The following is a 16794-nucleotide window of genomic DNA, read 5'->3' as shown; positions in this document are numbered from 1 at the left end:
ATTTCTTTCAAGCTTTTCAGTGCGGTATTATTGAAGGAACATTATTGCAAATTGTTATCATACTCAATGACGCTAGAACAATTACCTCAACAAAAAACCGCCGTTATCACGGCCTTAACGCACAGCGATTCGGCACTATTGAGCCGTATTATGGCACTGGGGATCATTCCCGGTGAGCCTATCGCCATTACTAATGTTGCGCCGCTAGGTTGCCCACTCCAAGTAAAGGTGGGAGATACTCTGGTCAGCGTGCGTAAAAATGATGCACAACATATCGAAATAGAAATTATCTAGTAAATAAGGACGCAGCGATGAAAATTGCGTTAGTGGGCAACCCCAATTGTGGTAAAACCACATTATTTAACCGCCTGACCGGCTCTAAACAAAAAGTAGGGAATTGGCCAGGGGTAACCGTAGAGCAAAAGTACGGCTATTTTGTTTTAGAAAACACAAACGTAGAAGTGGTGGATTTACCTGGTCTGTATAGCATGGAGCAGGTTGAACCCAGTCAAGATGAACAAATCGCGTGTGACTTCCTAAAGCAAAATGATGCCGACATTATTGTTAATATCATTGATGCCGCCAATTTGCAGCGCAATCTGGTGTTGACTTCACAGCTCAAGGAGCTGGGAAAGCCAATGTTAGTGGTAGCCAATATGGTGGATGTGGCAACGCAGCGCGGTCGTCAACTTGACTTAGCCCGTTTATCACAACAACTTGAGCTGCCTGTGATGGGCTTTAATGGCGCCAAAGGCACAGGATATGAGGATTTACTCAACGCGCTTGCGAATATCAATGGTGATCAGCAAGTCGCCAACACCACCATGGCATACCAGCACGGTAGTGATCCTGTTGCCAAGGCGGTGGCCCGCAACAAAACGGTGAAAAAGCTAGCTGAAGGCGTGAGCACCATAACACCTAAACGCGCAGATACCACCGAAACCCTAGATAGGATAGTGCTCAACCGCTGGTTAGGTGTGCCTATATTCTTAGCCATGATGTACTTAATGTTTACCATTGCGGTGAATGTGGGGGCGGTTTTTATCGATTTTTTCGATATAGCAGTGGGCGCGCTGTTAATTGATGGCACCAAAGTGTTGTTAGCTGAGCTAGGCGCTCCCCATTGGCTCGGTGTGTTATTGGCCGATGGCTTTGGTGCCGGTGTACAGTTAGTGGCGACCTTTATTCCCGTTATCGCGGTATTGTATTTGTGTTTATCCATTCTTGAAGACAGTGGTTATTTGTCGCGAGCGGCCTTTGTTATTGATAGATTAATGTCATCGATTGGTTTACCGGGGAATGCCTTCGTTCCCTTAATTGTGGGCTTTGGCTGTAATGTCCCAGCGGTAATGGCGGCAAGAACCATGGGCCGCGAGTCTGACCGGTTGTTGACGATTATTATGGCACCTTTTATGTCTTGTGGTGCTCGGCTGACGGTCTATGCCTTGTTTGCCGCGGCATTTTTCCCCAGCAACGGCGCCAATGTGGTGTTCGGACTCTATTTATTGGGGATTTTAGTGGCCGTGGGGTCTGGGTTTTTATTTCGTAAACAAGTATTTAAAACTGAAAAGCTCCCCTCTTTTACCGAAATGCCCGCTTACCATATGCCTATTTGGCGAAATATTGTCATTACCACGTGGCAGCGCTTAAGTGGTTTTATTAAACGTGCAGGTAAGACCATTATTCTGGTTGTTGTACTGCTTAGTGCTTTAAATTCAATTGGCACCGATGGCTCGCTGGGCAATGAAAATACTGAGCATTCTTTGCTAGCGAAGACGGCGCAAGTGGTTACCCCTGCGCTGCAGCCCTTGGGGTTAAAAGAGGAGAACTGGCCTGCAACCGTAGGCGTGGTGACGGGATTATTCGCTAAAGAGGCTATCGTTGGCACGCTAGATGCCTTGTACACCGGGGAAGAGCAAGACAACGCTGAGTTTTCGCTGTGGGCTGCGCTGCAACAAGCGTTAATAAGTATTGTCGACAACAGCAAAGACTTGCTTACTAATTTAGGTGATCCATTAGGCCTAAATGAGTTGGAGTCAGGCTCGCAAAATGGCACGGAATTATTAACGGCGATGGCCGCACAATTTAATGGCCAGATTGGCGCCTTTAGCTATTTGGTGTTCATTCTGCTCTATACCCCATGTGTAGCTGTGTTGGGTGCGGTTAAACGTGAATCTGGAGCAAAGTGGATGTGGCTGGTGGTAGGATGGACGACCTCAATTGCTTATATCATGGCGACCCTAGTGTATCAACTGAGCCAATTGAGTGTGGCACCGCTTAGCGCGTCATTGTGGATCATCGTCATGGTGCTGTTTGGCTTTGCTTGGTGGCTGGGGCTATCACGGCTAGGCAATCGCCTGAATCAGCCGCCAACGTACCAAATTAACCTAGGTTAAGCATGGTATCGGGTAGTCAAACCGACGTTAACCACAGCAAATGAAAAACGGCGCATTAGCGCCGTTTTTTGTGATTGTTTTGTATGGTTAGGTGTGTGATTACACTCGGAAAAACTCAACTTCTTGCTTTAAGTCTTGGGAAAGCTGACTGAGCTTTTCAGTAGCGGTATTGTTATTTTTCATTGAGCTAATGGCTTCATCCGACATCGTGGCAATTTGTTCCATAGCGAGGTTAATATCACTAACAAACTCAACCTGCTCAGACGCAGCCTGTGCCACTTCTTTTACCCGGCTGAGTGAGTCCATTGCTTGGCGTTCAATATTTTGCAGCAACTCGGTGGCGTTCAAGGTTTGCGCTTTACCGTTTTCTACTTGCGGCTGTGTGGTTTCCATGGCGCTCACTGACGCTTGCGTTTGGGTTTGCACTTCATTGATCATGGCCTCAATTTCAGAAGTGGCCTCACCAGTGCGTTGTGCCAGCTGCCTTACTTCATCGGCAACCACAGCAAATCCACGGCCTGATTCACCAGCGCGAGCGGCTTCAATGGCTGCGTTTAGCGCAAGTAAATTGGTTTGTTCCGAAATGCCACTGATGACATTAGCAATACCACCAATTTGCTTGGTTTTTTCGGCCAATAGTTTTATCTGCTCAACGGTTACGTTTACCGTCTCTGCAATTTTTCCCATTTCCTCAGCTGCGGTATTCACCACATGGCGGCCTTGCTCAGCGTACTCAACGGTCAAGGTGGAGTTCTCTTCTGTTGCCGCGGCGATTTGTGATACCTGATCAATGCTTGAGCGCATGGTTCCAAGCTTAGATGCGGTTTCAGAGGTTAAGTTGGCTTGCTCAAGGGCAGCACTTAGCACCGCAGACGAACCTTCTTTTACTTCGTTGACCTGCACCGAGACATTATTAGAGGCGCCGATAATATTGCGCACAATGGCCGTGACCTTTTCACTCATGTCCGATAGTGCGCTGAGAATGCTGTTAGCAAAGGACGATTGAATAGGTTGGGTTAGATCGCCATCTGCCATGGTTTGAATAATCTTTTGAGTCTCCAGCGGTTCAGCACCCAAAGTCGCTCTTAGGCTGCGCTCAATTAAGACCCCAATAAACACCGATATCGCCAAAGCAAAAGCCGATAAAATCAACATAAAGTTTTGAAAGCCACCGGCAACTTCTCTGGCCTCTGGAGTGGCCAGCTGATTTTGATTCTCTTGGTAATCGATAAACTCATTAATGGTATTCAGCCAAGCAATAAAGGCCGGGCGGGCTTGTTCTAGCACGGTATCGGTCACTGGTTGCTGAGCTTTTTTAGCGGCGATGATGGTGTCGATAAGCGGTAAGGTTTTACGCTGTATGTTGGCAATTTCAGCGAGAATGGCCCGTTCCTTACGGCTAAACTGTACGCCATCGTCTAACATGGCCTGCATGTTCTTTTCTGATTTCTCATAAAAAGACTCAAGTCGGCGTATTTCGCGCTCGAACTCTGCTATTTCGGCATTGGTTCTGGCAATGGCGATGTCTCGAATGGCAATGGCTCTATCGTGCACACTGCCGCGAAAGTTAATGGCATAGCGCTGTTTTACCGAGTTTATATCGGTGATCTCAGAGAGCGTACGATCGATAAAATTAACTTTAATAATGCCCTGAATAGTCAATAACACCAGCAGTGCTAAGATGGTTCCAAACCCGATGAAAAGTCGGCTTCTGATGGTGAGTCGCGCAAGTGGCTGTAGCATGCCTTGGCCTCTTAGGTTGTTGAGTGCAACACTGTGTTAATAGTTGCAATGAATTGTTGTAAAATGAGAATTATACGCAGTATTGGCAAGTTTAGGGCACTTAACTGACAACATATGGGCATTTTTGTCGCGGCAATTTGTTGCTTTATCGCGTTGCTAATGTTGTTTACCTGAACCTGAAACAGTGATGGCTAGCCTGTGCCGTTTATTGAGCCAATAAGGTTATCGGCGCGGTTTGTCTACGTATCACTTTCCCTCAATAAGCAGCAAGCTGAAGAAATAATAACGATTAGATACGCTATACTTGCCTTATTCTTGCAATAAAACTCAGTGCTGTGATTGAGTGGGAGTATGCATTTTGACTGCCATCAAAAGGGTCGTGTGTCTGTTGTGGATTGTATTTTTAATACCGGCTAAGGCATTGACTGGCGAGGCAACCTCTTTGGCTAAGCTCTTAAAAGAGGCGCAAGATTACCTTATTGTTAAGCCAGACCACTCTTATCAGTTGTTGTTTCAGCCCCATGATATTTCTACTCTAGACCCTTCATTGCAGTTGCAATGGCACATCACTAAAATGCGAGCCGCTATCGCCACCAATCATAACCATCAGGGCCTAAAACTTATTACACAATTGTTTGCCCTGGGTGAGCAAACTGTGTTTAAGCAAGAAGTGCGTGAAGCGTTTAGACTCAGCGGTATTTTATTGAGAAAAATGGGATACTGGCCGCAGGCACAGCAAAGTTATCAATGTGCGTTGAACTTTACCGCAAAAGAAAGTGAGCGAGTGGGATTATTGATTAATCGCGCGGTGTTGGCGAGGCATCAAGGACAATACCCGCAAGCCCGAGCCTTTTATAAAGAAGCAGAGCGAATAGCCAAGTACTATGATAATCAACGGGCATTGGCTGCTATTTATAACAATTTAGGTAGTCTGCAACTGGATTTAGGTGATTTGAAGGGCGCTGAACAGTTTTACCGTCAGGCCTTAGGCGGTTTTCAACAGACGGATAAGCGCTCTGGTAATATTACCGCAGGAACGAATTTGCTGCTGATTTTTGCCATTAACGGCGACTTGGTTAACTTTCAGCGCTTACTGGGGCCCATTGAAACCTATGTCAGACATCACCCTGATCAGGCAAAAAAGGCCCTAATGCAATGGTTAAAAGCGGCAGATTGGCATAACCAAGGTAAATTCATCAGTAGCAGCAAACGAACGAAGCTCGTAGAGGCCTATCATCAACTCGATAGTGTAAAGCTAAAACAATTGGTGGCACGCTATTTAGCCCCCAAGCTGAACATTGAGCTGCAGGCACCGACACCATCAACGCCGATTACACAACCACCAGCACCTTGGTTTAATGAATTAGCACGATGTTTTGCCATGACCTAGGAAAAAAGTGGCTGAAAAACAAAAAGTCGCCCAAAAAGGGCGACCAAAACATAACATCAAAAATCAGGGAGAAGGGTTAGCTATTTATTTTCGATTAAGTTGCCTTTACCAATTTCAATTTTTCTTGGCTTTAACGCTTCAGGAATTTCACGTTCTAAGTCAATAATTAGCAAGCCATTTTCAAGCTCAGCACCGATAACTTTTACGTGATCACCAAGTTGGAACTTGCGCTCAAAGTTACGCTCAGCAATGCCTTGGTGAATAAACTTACGTTCTGGCTTGTCTTCTTTATTTTGTTTTTCGCCCTTCACAGTCAAGGTATTATTCTCTGACTCTAGGCTTAGCTCTTGCTCAGTGAATCCGGCAACAGCCATGGTGATTTGGTAGGTATCGTCACCGGTTGCCTCAATGTTATAGGGCGGAAAGCTTGGTTGCTTTTCATTGCGTGATGCCGCATCCATTAATTGAGCAAGGTGGTCAAAGCCGATGAAAGAACGATATAGTGGTGATAAATCTACTGTACGCATAATTTGTATCCTCATAAAGCGATAATTGAACTATTCATTGCTTCTATAGAACCCAATAAATAGCTTTTAAAACATTAAGTTATATTGTTTGGGACCCTTACGGCGTCCTCACAATAATAAGTGTGGTCTGGTAAATAGTTTTCAAGCTTTTTAATTATAAAAAAAGTAATTTTTTATAAGTTGATGATATATAGTTACTTTTATTTGGTTGAGGGCAAACAAGTCAGAGCTGACTTGTTTGGCGATAGTGCTTATACACTACTGGCAGTCTAGGTTACTTTGTGCTTTTCTGAGCTGTGTAACTTGCTCATATCCTATGCCCCAATTATCGGTATCCACCTCCTCAATGACAATAAAAGTTGCTTCAGGTGGTTTATTCAGTATATCCACCATTAGCTGTGTAGCACCATGAATTATCTCTCTTTTATGTTCGGTTGTGACCCCTTCTTTGGTCACTTTAACGGTAATAATGGGCACTGTTATACTCCTTTTATAGCGATGTCGTCATACATCTTGCTGACAATTTTCCACTTACCGTCTTCCTTTAAAAGGCCAAGAAAGTCGATATAGTGATGTTCAAATAGTGGACAGTATACTTTCACCATGGCCTGGTGGTGTACGATATCAATCGACAAAACGCGATAGGCAAACGGCTTGCCTTTACTGTATGGAGAAACCCTTGTGTCGACTAGGGCTAGCCATTGCGACATGTTTCTTCTCAAATTAGGTGCCTTGAGTTGAGTGTCATGATGAAAAATTGCTTTTAATTTTGTCGTATCTCCGTAATGTAAGCCGGTAAAGTATTGTTTAACTGTTGCCTTTACTTGGTCTATTTCTATCATTTCGTGGTAACTTTGAGTCATAACACACTCTAACTTTTAGCATTTTCTAATTCAGCGGCGACAGATAACTTAAAACTGGCTAATTCGCTGACACTGGATATCATTTTGTTTACGCTATCTGGTATCACTATATCGACAGGAAAGTAATTGCCCCACTGAGCATAAACGGCTAATAGAATATCCGCAGCGGAGATTTGCTCTCCTCCTAAATAAGGTTGCGACTGCAACTTTAGCGCGACAACTTGCCAGAGTTCATTAATAGCACGAGCAGAATGCTCCCAATATTGCTGGCGCTCCTTTTCAGTATTAAATTTATCCGCTGCAAAGAACAGTCGGTTGTAAGCTGGATGCATGGTAGCGTTTGCAAACATAATATTCTCTATTGCTTGCTGCCTAGCGCGTGGTGCGTTGGCTGGTAATAACGTATTTTCGTGTTTGTCTAGTAGGTAAAGCATGATAGCTGCGCCTTCAACCAGAACTTGTTGGCCATCAACTAAAACCGGTATCGTGGCAGTTGGGTTGAGGCTTTGAAAGTCTTTAACGGTTCGCTTGTCGATAAGTTCAAATGTTTGATTGAGTTCTCGTAGTACTACTTGTGTTGCTAAAGCGCAAGCGCCAGGTAAATAATATAAAGTGTACAAAGGGTATCTCCTTAATTGTTTTGCATTGACAAGGTCAGTGTAAAAGCTTGTTTAAGTTTCATATATAGCTACAATTAGAACCCTGTGTTCCCTCTAGGGAAACAATAGTGGCTGAAAAGTTGAATAAACTCCGAGCGATGGAGATGTTCGTAAGTGTGGCGAACCTAGGAAGCTTTACCCAAGCGGCTCAACACTTTAACACCTCTAAATCGGTAATTAGTAAAGAGATCAGTAAATTAGAGTTAGCATTAGGGGGCAGGCTATTACATCGCACCACTCGCAATTTGCAGCTAACCTACACTGGTGAAGAATATTTACAGCGAGCGAAGAATATCCTCAACTCGCTAGATGAGGCCGAGCACTGTGTTTTAGAATCAGGGCAGCGGGCGAAAGGCAAGTTAAAAGTTAACGTCCCTATGGTACTAGGCTTGACTGATTTGGCGCTCATGTTTGCAGATTTTATGCAAGCCTATCCTGAAATAGAGCTTGAAGTGCATTTAGGTGATGAAGACATAGACCTAGTCAAACAAGGCTTTGATTTAGGATTTCGTGCGTCAAGTCAACCATTTGACAGCAATTATATTGGTAAACAAATCGCTCAATTTGATTATCATATTTGTGTATCTCAATCTTACCTAGACAACAATCCCAAAATAAAAATACCGCAAGACTTAAGCTACCATAACTGCTTTGAATATAGTTACGCTAAGCGAAAGAACGTCTGGCCGCTAGACAATGGCGTGCGTATTAAAGGCACTTTAAAAGCAAATAATGTTTTATTTATGCTACAGGCTATCAAACTTGGACACGGAATTGGCATGTTGCCCGAATTTGCTTGTCGAGAAGCGATTGACAATCAAGAGGTTGTTAGTATTTTAGCGCACAGCAAGAAACCAAAACTCACCCTTTACGCTTTATACCCAGCACGACATCATGTTCCAAATGCAGTTATGCAGTGTATAGAGTTTTTACGCCAATGGTTTGCCAGTAAGTAACATTAAGTTGAGCTGTGGGTGTCGTATTCGCTATGGTGATGTCATTTGAGTTAATACTTGCTCACTTTGAGGGAGTATATTTGCCGCTCACTAGGTTAAATATTTTCTTGCCTCAAACAGACTCCTTAATTAGCGAAATGACATTATTAGAAGAAAATGAAAAGGAAGAGCAATACGTTAATCAGATTGTTTAATTGAACCGTATAACTGACCTCTTAAACAAGTTGATGAGATGTATGAAATTTAGCGAAGAAGATGCTTCTAGGATCATAGAAATGGCTTGGGAAGACAGAACTCCCTTCGAAGCCATCAAGCAACAATTTTCATTATCCGAGTCTGAAGTCATTAAATTTATGCGAAAGTCATTGAAACCAAGTAGCTTTAAGCTATGGAGACAGCGCGTAAGTGGACGCAACACAAAACATAAAAAACTAAGACCGAAAGAAATTGAACGCGGTTACTGCCCGACCCAGTATAAACATAGGTGAAGGTTAGACTGTAAAGGGCTCGATCTACTAGCCCTTCTGTAGTCAACCCAATTGGTAATGGGCAGATGAGGAACAGCTTTTATGTGTTGATAATGAAAACACTGGGCTCTAAAAAACAAGCCCAATTATTCACGCTATCAAACTTTTTCTCATCTTTAACATTTTACTGATTACGCAAAACGAGTTACTTAGAGTTTATTTTTCCCTGCCAAATCTAGGAAAAACGCATACTCCAGTGCTTTGTCGTGGAGGCGTTTGAAGCGTCCAGACGCACCACCGTGGCCGGCTGTCATGTCCACCTTAAACAGCAGCTTATTGTCATCAGTTTTTAACTCACGCAGTTTGGCAACCCATTTCGCTGGCTCAAAATACTGTACCTGTGAGTCATGAAGGCCTGTCGTTACCAGCATGTTAGGGTAGTCTTGCTGCTTCACTTGATCATAGGGTGAATAGCTAAGCATATAGCGATAGTATTTCTCTTCATTAGGGTTACCCCATTCATCATACTCCCCGGTCGTTAGTGGAATGCTTTCATCAAGCATTGTGGTAACAACATCTACAAAAGGAACATGTGCTGCGACTCCATCATACAATTGTGGTGCTTGATTGACTATCGCGCCCATTAATAGGCCCCCGGCACTGCCGCCGACAGCGTAGACACGTTCTTTATCAGCATAGCCTAAGTCCACTAAAGATTTTGTAACGTCTATGAAATCGTTAAAGGTATTTTTCTTTGCCAGCTTTTTACCATCTTCATACCAAGGCCTGCCAAGCATTTGAGAGCCTCGAATATGAGCAAGTGCAACAACAAAACCACGATCTAGCAGGCTTAATCGAGTACTAGAAAAGTTAGGATCTATGGTCGCTCCATAAGAGCCATAGCCCCACAAGTAAAGCGGGTTGCTACCATCTTTATTAAACATATCCTTGCGATAGACTAAGCTTACTGGTACTTGCGCGCCATCGCGAGCCGGAATGAAAATCCTCTTAGATGCATAATTATCGACATCGAAGTCGCCTAACACTTCGGTTTGTTTTAGCTGTTTTGCTTTAGCAGTAGTTAAATCGAAATCATAATGGGTTGCCGGTGTGGTCAAACTGGTATAGAAAACGCGCACCGCTTCGTTGTCCAGCTCATTATTGCCATACATATTTGCCAGGAATACATCGTCATTAAATTTCAAGGTTTGCTCGCTGCCATCCAGCAAAGAGCGAATAGTCAAACGGACTTGTCCCATTTCACGCTCTTGGTATACCAAGTGTTCGTTGAAAAGTTCAATGTCCTCTAATTTGACTTCAGGGCGGTGAGCAATAACTTCTTGCCATTTACTTTTATCCCCTAGACTATCCGCGTTGACTTTCATCAATCTAAAGTTGATTGCGTTCAAATTGGTCAGGATATAATAGGCGTCTTTGTGCTTTGCAATGCGGTACTCTAAGCCTTCTTCACGGGGGATAAAACGCTGTGCTTGAGCATTACTATCATACGCATCAATTAGGCTCACTCCTGAAGATTCTGTACTTGAATGATGAATAAAAATAGACGAGCCGTCTTTAGATTTGCTGATAGAAGTGTAGTAAGTGTTATCTTTTTCTTCATAAACCAGCTGATCCTGTTCTTGTTCAGTACCTAGTTTATGACGGTAGACTTGATAGCCTAAAAGTGTTTCAGGGTGTTTTTTAATGTAATAAAAGTGCAGATTGTCTGCAGCCCAAACCACTTTAGGTTGCGCGCCATTAATTTCATCTTCAAGCCACTTTCCTGTACTTAAATCCTTGATTTTAATCGTATATACTCTGCGACTAACGGTGTCTTCACCATAAGCAAGTAACTTATTGTTCGGACTCGTTGCTAGCCCTGCTGCGCTGAAATAGCTGTGCCCTTTTGCTAATTCATTTACGTTTAAAATAACCTCTTTGTCGGTACCAGAAAAATCGCTACTGCGAACATAAATTGGGTACTCATTATTGCCGCGCATTTCCGATGAGTAATAGAACTTGCCATTTTTTACTGGTACAGAATTATCGTCTTTCTTGATCCGCGATTTTAGCTCTTTATAAAGCTTTTCCTGTAACGCTTCAGTGTGACGTAAACTGGCTTTGGTATAGGCATTTTCAGCTTCTAAATGTGCTAATATTTCTGGATCTTTGCGTTGGTCATCGCGCATCCAGTAATAATGGTCTATCCGAGTATCACCATGAATAGACATTTTATGAGGGATTTTTTTTGCGATTGGAGCTGTGATGTTATTTTCTGGCTGAGTAGTCTCTAATTGACTGTTTTTATTATCATTACTAGTACACGCAGTAAGTGATGATATAGCAATGGCAGCGGCGGTATAAGTGAAGAGCCGTTTCATAGCTGGTCCTTTTCTGTTGATTTTTTGTGTTGTGAATAATATAGCGCAGAGCGCATAAAGATGTTCACTCAGACCCCTGCTTTATCCAATTAAGCAGCAGACCAAGCGAAATAGTATAGTATTATTTTGACTTAATACGTTTGCAATGCAAGTTTATACATGACGTTAATATTATTAGCGTTTATTTCATCTAATCAGGCACATAGCAAACTTATTGTGTCATTGTCATTGCATCTCTGCATTGTAGATAATTTAATAGTGTGCATCGATGCTGTGAATTGCACATAAAAAGTAATACGCAAAAGAAAGGCCGAGCAACCGCTCGGCCTACCTATAATAGGTAATATAAATAACCTATATTTAATTAGCAATAGCTATACGTAATAGCTTACTTATTCGCTTCTTTCACCGCTTTTAGTTTAGCAGCGTGATCGATTTTATAATCCGGCATCTCTTTGTTGCCATCAATTAGGTAGTTATCCATCCAACGCATTAGGCGTAAGCTGTAGTCATACTGAGCAGCTACTTTGCGGTTACCATGACCTTCGCCAGGGTAGTAGACCAAACGTACATCTTTGCCTTGCACCTTCATATAGCGGTAAAGCTCCATAGATTGCGCAGGGTGTACACGGGGATCTTCTTTACCATGCATAATAAGCAGCGGCGTTTCAGATTGATCCGCCCAGTAAATTGGGCTGCGCTCTAGGTACCATTGCCACTTATCCCAAGGGTATGAACGCGCATGCACTAAGTGCATTTCGTTAGAGATGTCTGTGGTACCAAATTTAGATAGCTGGTTAGCAATACCAACAAACATTACGCTGGCAGCAAAATGTTCCGTTAGTTTAGTGGCACCCCAAGCGGAAGCATAACCACCATACGAGCCACCTGTGATACCAACGCGCTTGCTATCAACCAGTCCCATCTCAACTAGGTGTGTTTTCATATCCACTAGGTCGTCAAACTCTTTGCCGGCATAGTCACCTTGGCCAAGCTTAGAGTAATCAACGCCTTTACCTGTTGAGCCACGGTAGTTAGGATAAAATACCGCATAGCCTCGAGCAGCACCCATTTGACCTGGATCTGAGTAGCTAGTTAACCAGCCGTTTTTATCATGGCTTTCTGGTCCGCCGTGTACCGCCATGATCAATGGGTAACGTTGACCTTCTTGGTAATCCAATGGGTAGATAAGTACGCCACCAATTTCAACGCCATCGCGGGCTTTTAGAGTAATTGACTCTTGTTTAGCAAAGCGTTTGCCATCTAGCCAAGGGTTAGAGTTTGATAGGCGAGTGGCCTTTTTACCACGAACCATAAACACTTCGTTAGGGTGCTTAGCGGTGTTGGCGCGCAGAGCAATGGTTTTGTCAGAATCCGAAATAGACAGGTTTGACGCAATAAACTTGCCTTCTTTGATCAACTTCTTGTAGTCGTTCGAGCCAACCTTGATTTGGCCAACAAAGCTTTCCACGCCAACATTGGCAACAAAGGTAAGCTGGTTTTTGCGGTTAGACCACTCAAAGTCGCCAATGTGACCCATAAAGTTCGGGATCCACTCTTTAATTTCGCCACTTTGTGCATCCGCTAGATATAAGCGGCCCGTTGCCGGGTCGTGTTTGTCTTCAGCACCTAAGATAGCGATGTATTTGCCATCATGAGAAAACTCAGCCGCACCTAGTTTACCTTCGGTTTTGAACGACATAGTGACTTTTTGGCTGTTTGCATCAAGCACATGCCATTGCGATTTCATGTACTTATCGTCGATAAGTGCAGTAGGTTGCGTTTTCACTAATAACTTAGAAGCGTCATCAGCCCAGTTAATATCGCTGACGTAACCTTCAATGTTAAGCGCGTCAGGCGACAGTGGCTTGCCAGCTTGGGCTAAATCAACAATGTGAAGTTGCTTGTTTTTCAGACCCATTTCATACACTTCAGCCATGAAGCCAAGCTTTTTCAGCTCTTTTTCAGACTTGTCCGCCGCTGGCATGGCTAAAATGGCCACTTTTTTACCATCTGGGCTCAAGCGGTAAGATGAAATATTGGTGCCTTTTAGCGACATGACTTTTTGCGCCTCACCACCATTGACGGCGATGCGATATAAAGCGCGCTGTTTGTCGTCTTTTTTCTTCGTTAAGAAGTAAATAAACTGACCATCAGCAGACCAAGAAATACTTGAAATGCTAACTTTACCGGTAATAAACGGGCGTTCAACGCCATCGTCATCAACCACATAGAGTTCACGGTAATGGGAGCCATTTTTATCCACATACAGCTCACGAGGGACTGCTCGGGTGAATGCCACCATTTCCCCATCTGGGCTGATCGCGGTTGAGCTAACCGATTGAATTTTTGGAATATCTTCAACTGTGATGGTATCACTGCTGGCGTATGCCGTGCAGCTTAGGCCCATCGCCAGTGCCAATGCAGACTTAAGTAGTTTCATTATTTGTCCTAAATTTCATTCACTTGTTGTTATAGGGAACTTCAAGATGAAGCTTCAAGGTATTCTACTTGGCAACGCTGTAAAAACCAATGTTTGCGATTAAGCGAGCATTAAGTGGGGTCAGTGGCAGGCGAGAGCTCGCCTCAGGCGGCACTGTGCCCGCCTGAGGCGCAAAGGTTACCATTTTGCTTAGTTGAGTGGTCTACTTTGAGGCGAGAAAATCTTGTCGATAGCACCGCTCTCGCGTCCTGCTACCGCCAAGGTACCTACATCCGTGTAGGCAAGGCAAAAATTTTGCTATTTATTTGTTCTAAATAAGAAATTTTTAACGCAGCTAGCGTCAGATTTAATCTCTCAAATTGAGCAAGTATTAAGTCAGAATGGTACTATAAGCTCTTTTTCGGTGGTAGCACCACATTAGCAAAGATGAGTCCTGCGATGAGCGACATGAAAATCAAAAAGGTTTGCTGGCCGATATGATCGGCATAGACAAAGCTTTGCCCTTCAATAAGCGAGTTAAGACCAATGTAAGTTTTTGACCCGGGAACCAAGACGATTAAGCCCTGCATCGCCACGATGGAGGCCGGTGCATTCACCACACGGTTAAAGATATTGCTAAATACCCCCACAGCAAAAGCGCCAACGAAGGTGCCTAGGGCGTAATCAAAGTACACAGCAGCACTGATGCTGGCGGCGTAAGCAATAAACCCAGAAGCAATCGACCAGCTGGCATGTTTAAGCTTAGTGCGAAACATCACCACTAGGCTGGTACATAAAAGCAGCACGGCAAGCCACGCGGTCCAGCGGGGGAGTGGCAAAGGCTGAACAAAGTCGACCTGACCAAACAAGCCAAAACCTAAACTGATCCCTAAAAACGCACCAAAATACAGCTTAAACAGTAGCATGATTGAGTCCATCACCCGAGCGGTGCCAGACACTAAATGCCGAGCTGAAAGCTCAGCAAAGCCCAGCGCTAAAGCAAGACCTGGAATAAACACAATAATCGCTGAAAGCACCACTAGACGAATATTTATCTGTGGGTCAATGTAAGCCGATATGGCACAAGCTGCAACGGCAGACACAATGGCAACTAAAGGCTCTAACATGTGCGTGACACGCTTAGAGTAACCCGCCCAAAGCACAAACAGATAAACCATCAACGACAACAGACCCGACCAAAGCACATCGTTCCAGCTGGTGCCCATAAGCATGGCAAAAGCACCACCTGAGGTGGCAAAGGCAACGCCAGTTAATACTCGATTGTAGGGCGCTTTGGCATTGAGGATCTCGTCCAAACGCTGCTCGGCATCAAACAACGACATTTCACCAGAAAGCACTTTTGTGGCGACATCGTCCGTATCTGAGAGCGAACCTAAATCATGATCGCCAGGGTCGACTCGAGCAACATGGGTGTATTCGTCTTCATGGCCTTCTGTCCATATAACAAAAGTCACGGACGTAGGTGACATGACAAAAGACGACTTCAACCCGAGCCGAGTGGCGACTTCCATTAAGTGCGCCTCTAAGCGGTATGCTGGAGTACCGTATTTATGCAACATTTTGCCAAGCTTCACTAAGAAGCGACGTTTTTCTGTAAAAGTGGCGTTATTCAACGAACCTAAGCCTTAATTTTGTTTGCACTGAGCCAAAGCACCCTATGACTCAATATTAATTTGCAATTACACACTCACCATAACACCTCCCCAGTATGGAACATATAAATGTTTTTACTAAGGAAAGTGGTAAATTATCAAGCGTAGAAGTGTTTTGCTGAGGTGGGGTTGTTGGAAAATAAAGCAGCCTCAGCACTGACGCGAATTCTATCCAGTTTGCTGCCGATGTCTATTACTTTTGTCAGCAATTGGGGCTTTTTTTGCGCTAGATTAAATGGCAAGACATGTAAGCGATAAAAAGCGCGCTAAACTAGGCTGAGTCTCTGATTTTTAACGAGACACCCACCAGCGTTCTGGCTGCAGGTGGCGTGCCATTGAGCATATCAGCCAAGGCATCACATACCCGTTTGCCAATGTCCTCGGCCGCAACGCGAACCGTTGTCAGTGCCGGCTGCATCATTTGCGAATCATCGAGGTCGTCAAAGCCCACCACCTTGATGTCTTTACCGGGTATGATCCCGACGCTGGTCATGGCTTCAATCACACCATAAGCTACCACGTCGTTAAAGCAAACAATGGCGCTGATTTGATGGCTGCCGTGCAAAGTGTGGAAAGCGTCTCGTCCACCTGCTCGGGTGGTGGGGCTGGGTATCACTGGGGCCTCGCTGAGCTGGTGTGCCGCCAGTGCGGTTTTAAAGCCGTTAAGGCGCTCGGCAAAATCAGAAATACCATCATTGCCACCAATAAAAGCCAATTGCGTGTGGCCTTGCTCAATTAAGTAGTTGGTTGCCAGGTGACAGCCTCTTTGATTGTCGGGTAATACACATGGCGCGCTGGCAAAGGCGACTTCGCGCATCATAGTAATAACCGGAGTGCCCTCTGCAATTAATTGATCTAGGCTCTCGCGAGTGGTGTTGGGCGCTGGCACCATAATATAAGCGCGGACATTGTATTCTTTCAGCGTCTTAATTAAGTCTTGTTGGCGTTGAACACACTCGCCACTGTTCACTAACATGGGCACCAAACCCAGGCTGTAAATGTGTTTTTCTAGTCCCACGGCCAATTGGGCCGAGTAAGGGTTGGTAAGGTCATTGATCACCACGGCGACTAAATTTGAGCGCTTACTCCGTAAAGCCGCAGCCCCACGATTGTAGATATATCCAAGTTTATCCATAGCAGCTAATACCCGCTGTTTACGAACGTCGCTCACTTTGTCGCTGTTGGTGAGCACTAACGACACGGTGGACTTTGACACTTGCGCTTCGGCGGCAACATCAAAAATAGTTACTTTAGCGGGCTTTTTATCGCTGTTCATCGTGATAAAGACTGATATGGCTTATGGGATTGCTCAGTGTA

At 44.3% G+C, this 16794-nt stretch carries 14 protein-coding genes; 5 read left to right on the top strand and 9 right to left on the bottom strand.

Translation table 11 applies throughout. The annotated features are described in order from the left end of the window. The first annotated feature begins 66 nt into the window (after window positions 1-66). Window positions 67-294: a FeoA family protein gene (locus tag R3P39_RS01325; protein ID WP_336565210.1), complete on the top strand. Its 228-nt coding sequence runs from the start codon at window positions 67-69 to the stop codon at window positions 292-294. A gap of 17 nt (window positions 295-311) precedes the next feature. After that, complete coding sequence (feoB, locus tag R3P39_RS01320; protein WP_336565209.1) at window positions 312-2396, top strand: ferrous iron transport protein B; 2085 nt, start codon at window positions 312-314, stop codon at window positions 2394-2396. A gap of 99 nt (window positions 2397-2495) precedes the next feature. Here feoB and R3P39_RS01315 read toward each other — a convergent pair whose 3' ends face one another. Continuing rightward, window positions 2496-4139, bottom strand: coding sequence for a methyl-accepting chemotaxis protein (locus tag R3P39_RS01315; RefSeq protein ID WP_336565208.1), 1644 nt, complete (start codon window positions 4137-4139; stop codon window positions 2496-2498). Between the two features lie 442 nt (window positions 4140-4581). On the opposite strand from R3P39_RS01315, the gene R3P39_RS01310 reads away from it, so the two are divergent. Continuing rightward, on the top strand, window positions 4582-5529 hold the full coding sequence (locus R3P39_RS01310; protein ID WP_336565207.1) for a tetratricopeptide repeat protein: 948 nt from the start codon (window positions 4582-4584) through the stop codon (window positions 5527-5529). Window positions 5530-5609: 80 nt separating this feature from the next. Here R3P39_RS01310 and R3P39_RS01305 read toward each other — a convergent pair whose 3' ends face one another. The 4 genes from R3P39_RS01305 to R3P39_RS01290 form a co-directional block, all read right to left on the bottom strand. Beyond that, window positions 5610-6056 carry an Hsp20 family protein gene (locus R3P39_RS01305; RefSeq protein WP_336565206.1) on the bottom strand — a complete coding sequence of 149 codons (447 nt, stop codon included), beginning with the start codon at window positions 6054-6056 and terminating at the stop codon, window positions 5610-5612. Window positions 6057-6314: 258 nt separating this feature from the next. Then, complete coding sequence (locus tag R3P39_RS01300; protein WP_336565205.1) at window positions 6315-6533, bottom strand: tautomerase family protein; 219 nt, start codon at window positions 6531-6533, stop codon at window positions 6315-6317. Window positions 6534-6535: 2 nt separating this feature from the next. Further along, on the bottom strand, window positions 6536-6919 hold the full coding sequence (locus tag R3P39_RS01295) for a nuclear transport factor 2 family protein (RefSeq protein ID WP_336565204.1): 384 nt from the start codon (window positions 6917-6919) through the stop codon (window positions 6536-6538). Between the two features lie 8 nt (window positions 6920-6927). Further along, window positions 6928-7539, bottom strand: a complete 612-nt coding sequence (locus R3P39_RS01290; RefSeq protein ID WP_336565203.1) for a glutathione S-transferase family protein — start codon at window positions 7537-7539, stop codon at window positions 6928-6930. Between the two features lie 107 nt (window positions 7540-7646). Between R3P39_RS01290 and R3P39_RS01285 the strand changes: the two genes are divergently transcribed. Together R3P39_RS01285 and R3P39_RS01280 are read left to right on the top strand one after the other, a co-directional pair. Then, a complete protein-coding gene (locus tag R3P39_RS01285; protein WP_336565202.1) occupies window positions 7647-8534 on the top strand; it encodes a LysR family transcriptional regulator in 888 nt (295 codons plus the stop codon). A gap of 236 nt (window positions 8535-8770) precedes the next feature. Next, window positions 8771-9022 (top strand): TIGR03643 family protein, encoded by a 252-nt coding sequence (locus R3P39_RS01280; RefSeq protein ID WP_336565201.1) that lies wholly within the window; start codon window positions 8771-8773, stop codon window positions 9020-9022. Between the two features lie 188 nt (window positions 9023-9210). Here the strand turns inward: R3P39_RS01280 and R3P39_RS01275 are convergent, their stop codons facing one another. From R3P39_RS01275 to R3P39_RS01260, 4 genes are all read right to left on the bottom strand, one after another. Beyond that, window positions 9211-11382, bottom strand: coding sequence for a S9 family peptidase (locus tag R3P39_RS01275; protein ID WP_336565200.1), 2172 nt, complete (start codon window positions 11380-11382; stop codon window positions 9211-9213). Between the two features lie 388 nt (window positions 11383-11770). Next, on the bottom strand, window positions 11771-13825 hold the full coding sequence (locus R3P39_RS01270; protein ID WP_336565199.1) for a S9 family peptidase: 2055 nt from the start codon (window positions 13823-13825) through the stop codon (window positions 11771-11773). A 386-nt stretch (window positions 13826-14211) separates the two neighbouring features. Further along, a complete protein-coding gene (locus R3P39_RS01265) occupies window positions 14212-15438 on the bottom strand; it encodes a threonine/serine ThrE exporter family protein (RefSeq protein WP_336565198.1) in 1227 nt (408 codons plus the stop codon). 310 nt (window positions 15439-15748) lie between these two features. Continuing rightward, the gene (locus tag R3P39_RS01260; RefSeq protein WP_336565197.1) at window positions 15749-16753 is read right to left on the bottom strand and encodes a LacI family DNA-binding transcriptional regulator; all 1005 of its coding nucleotides are present in this window, start codon (window positions 16751-16753) and stop codon (window positions 15749-15751) included. Window positions 16754-16794 lie beyond the last annotated feature (41 nt).

This window comes from Pseudoalteromonas sp. UG3-2 (assembly GCF_037120705.1).
Lineage (GTDB): Bacteria > Pseudomonadota > Gammaproteobacteria > Enterobacterales > Alteromonadaceae > Pseudoalteromonas.
This window is presented reverse-complemented; position numbering and strand designations above follow the sequence as displayed.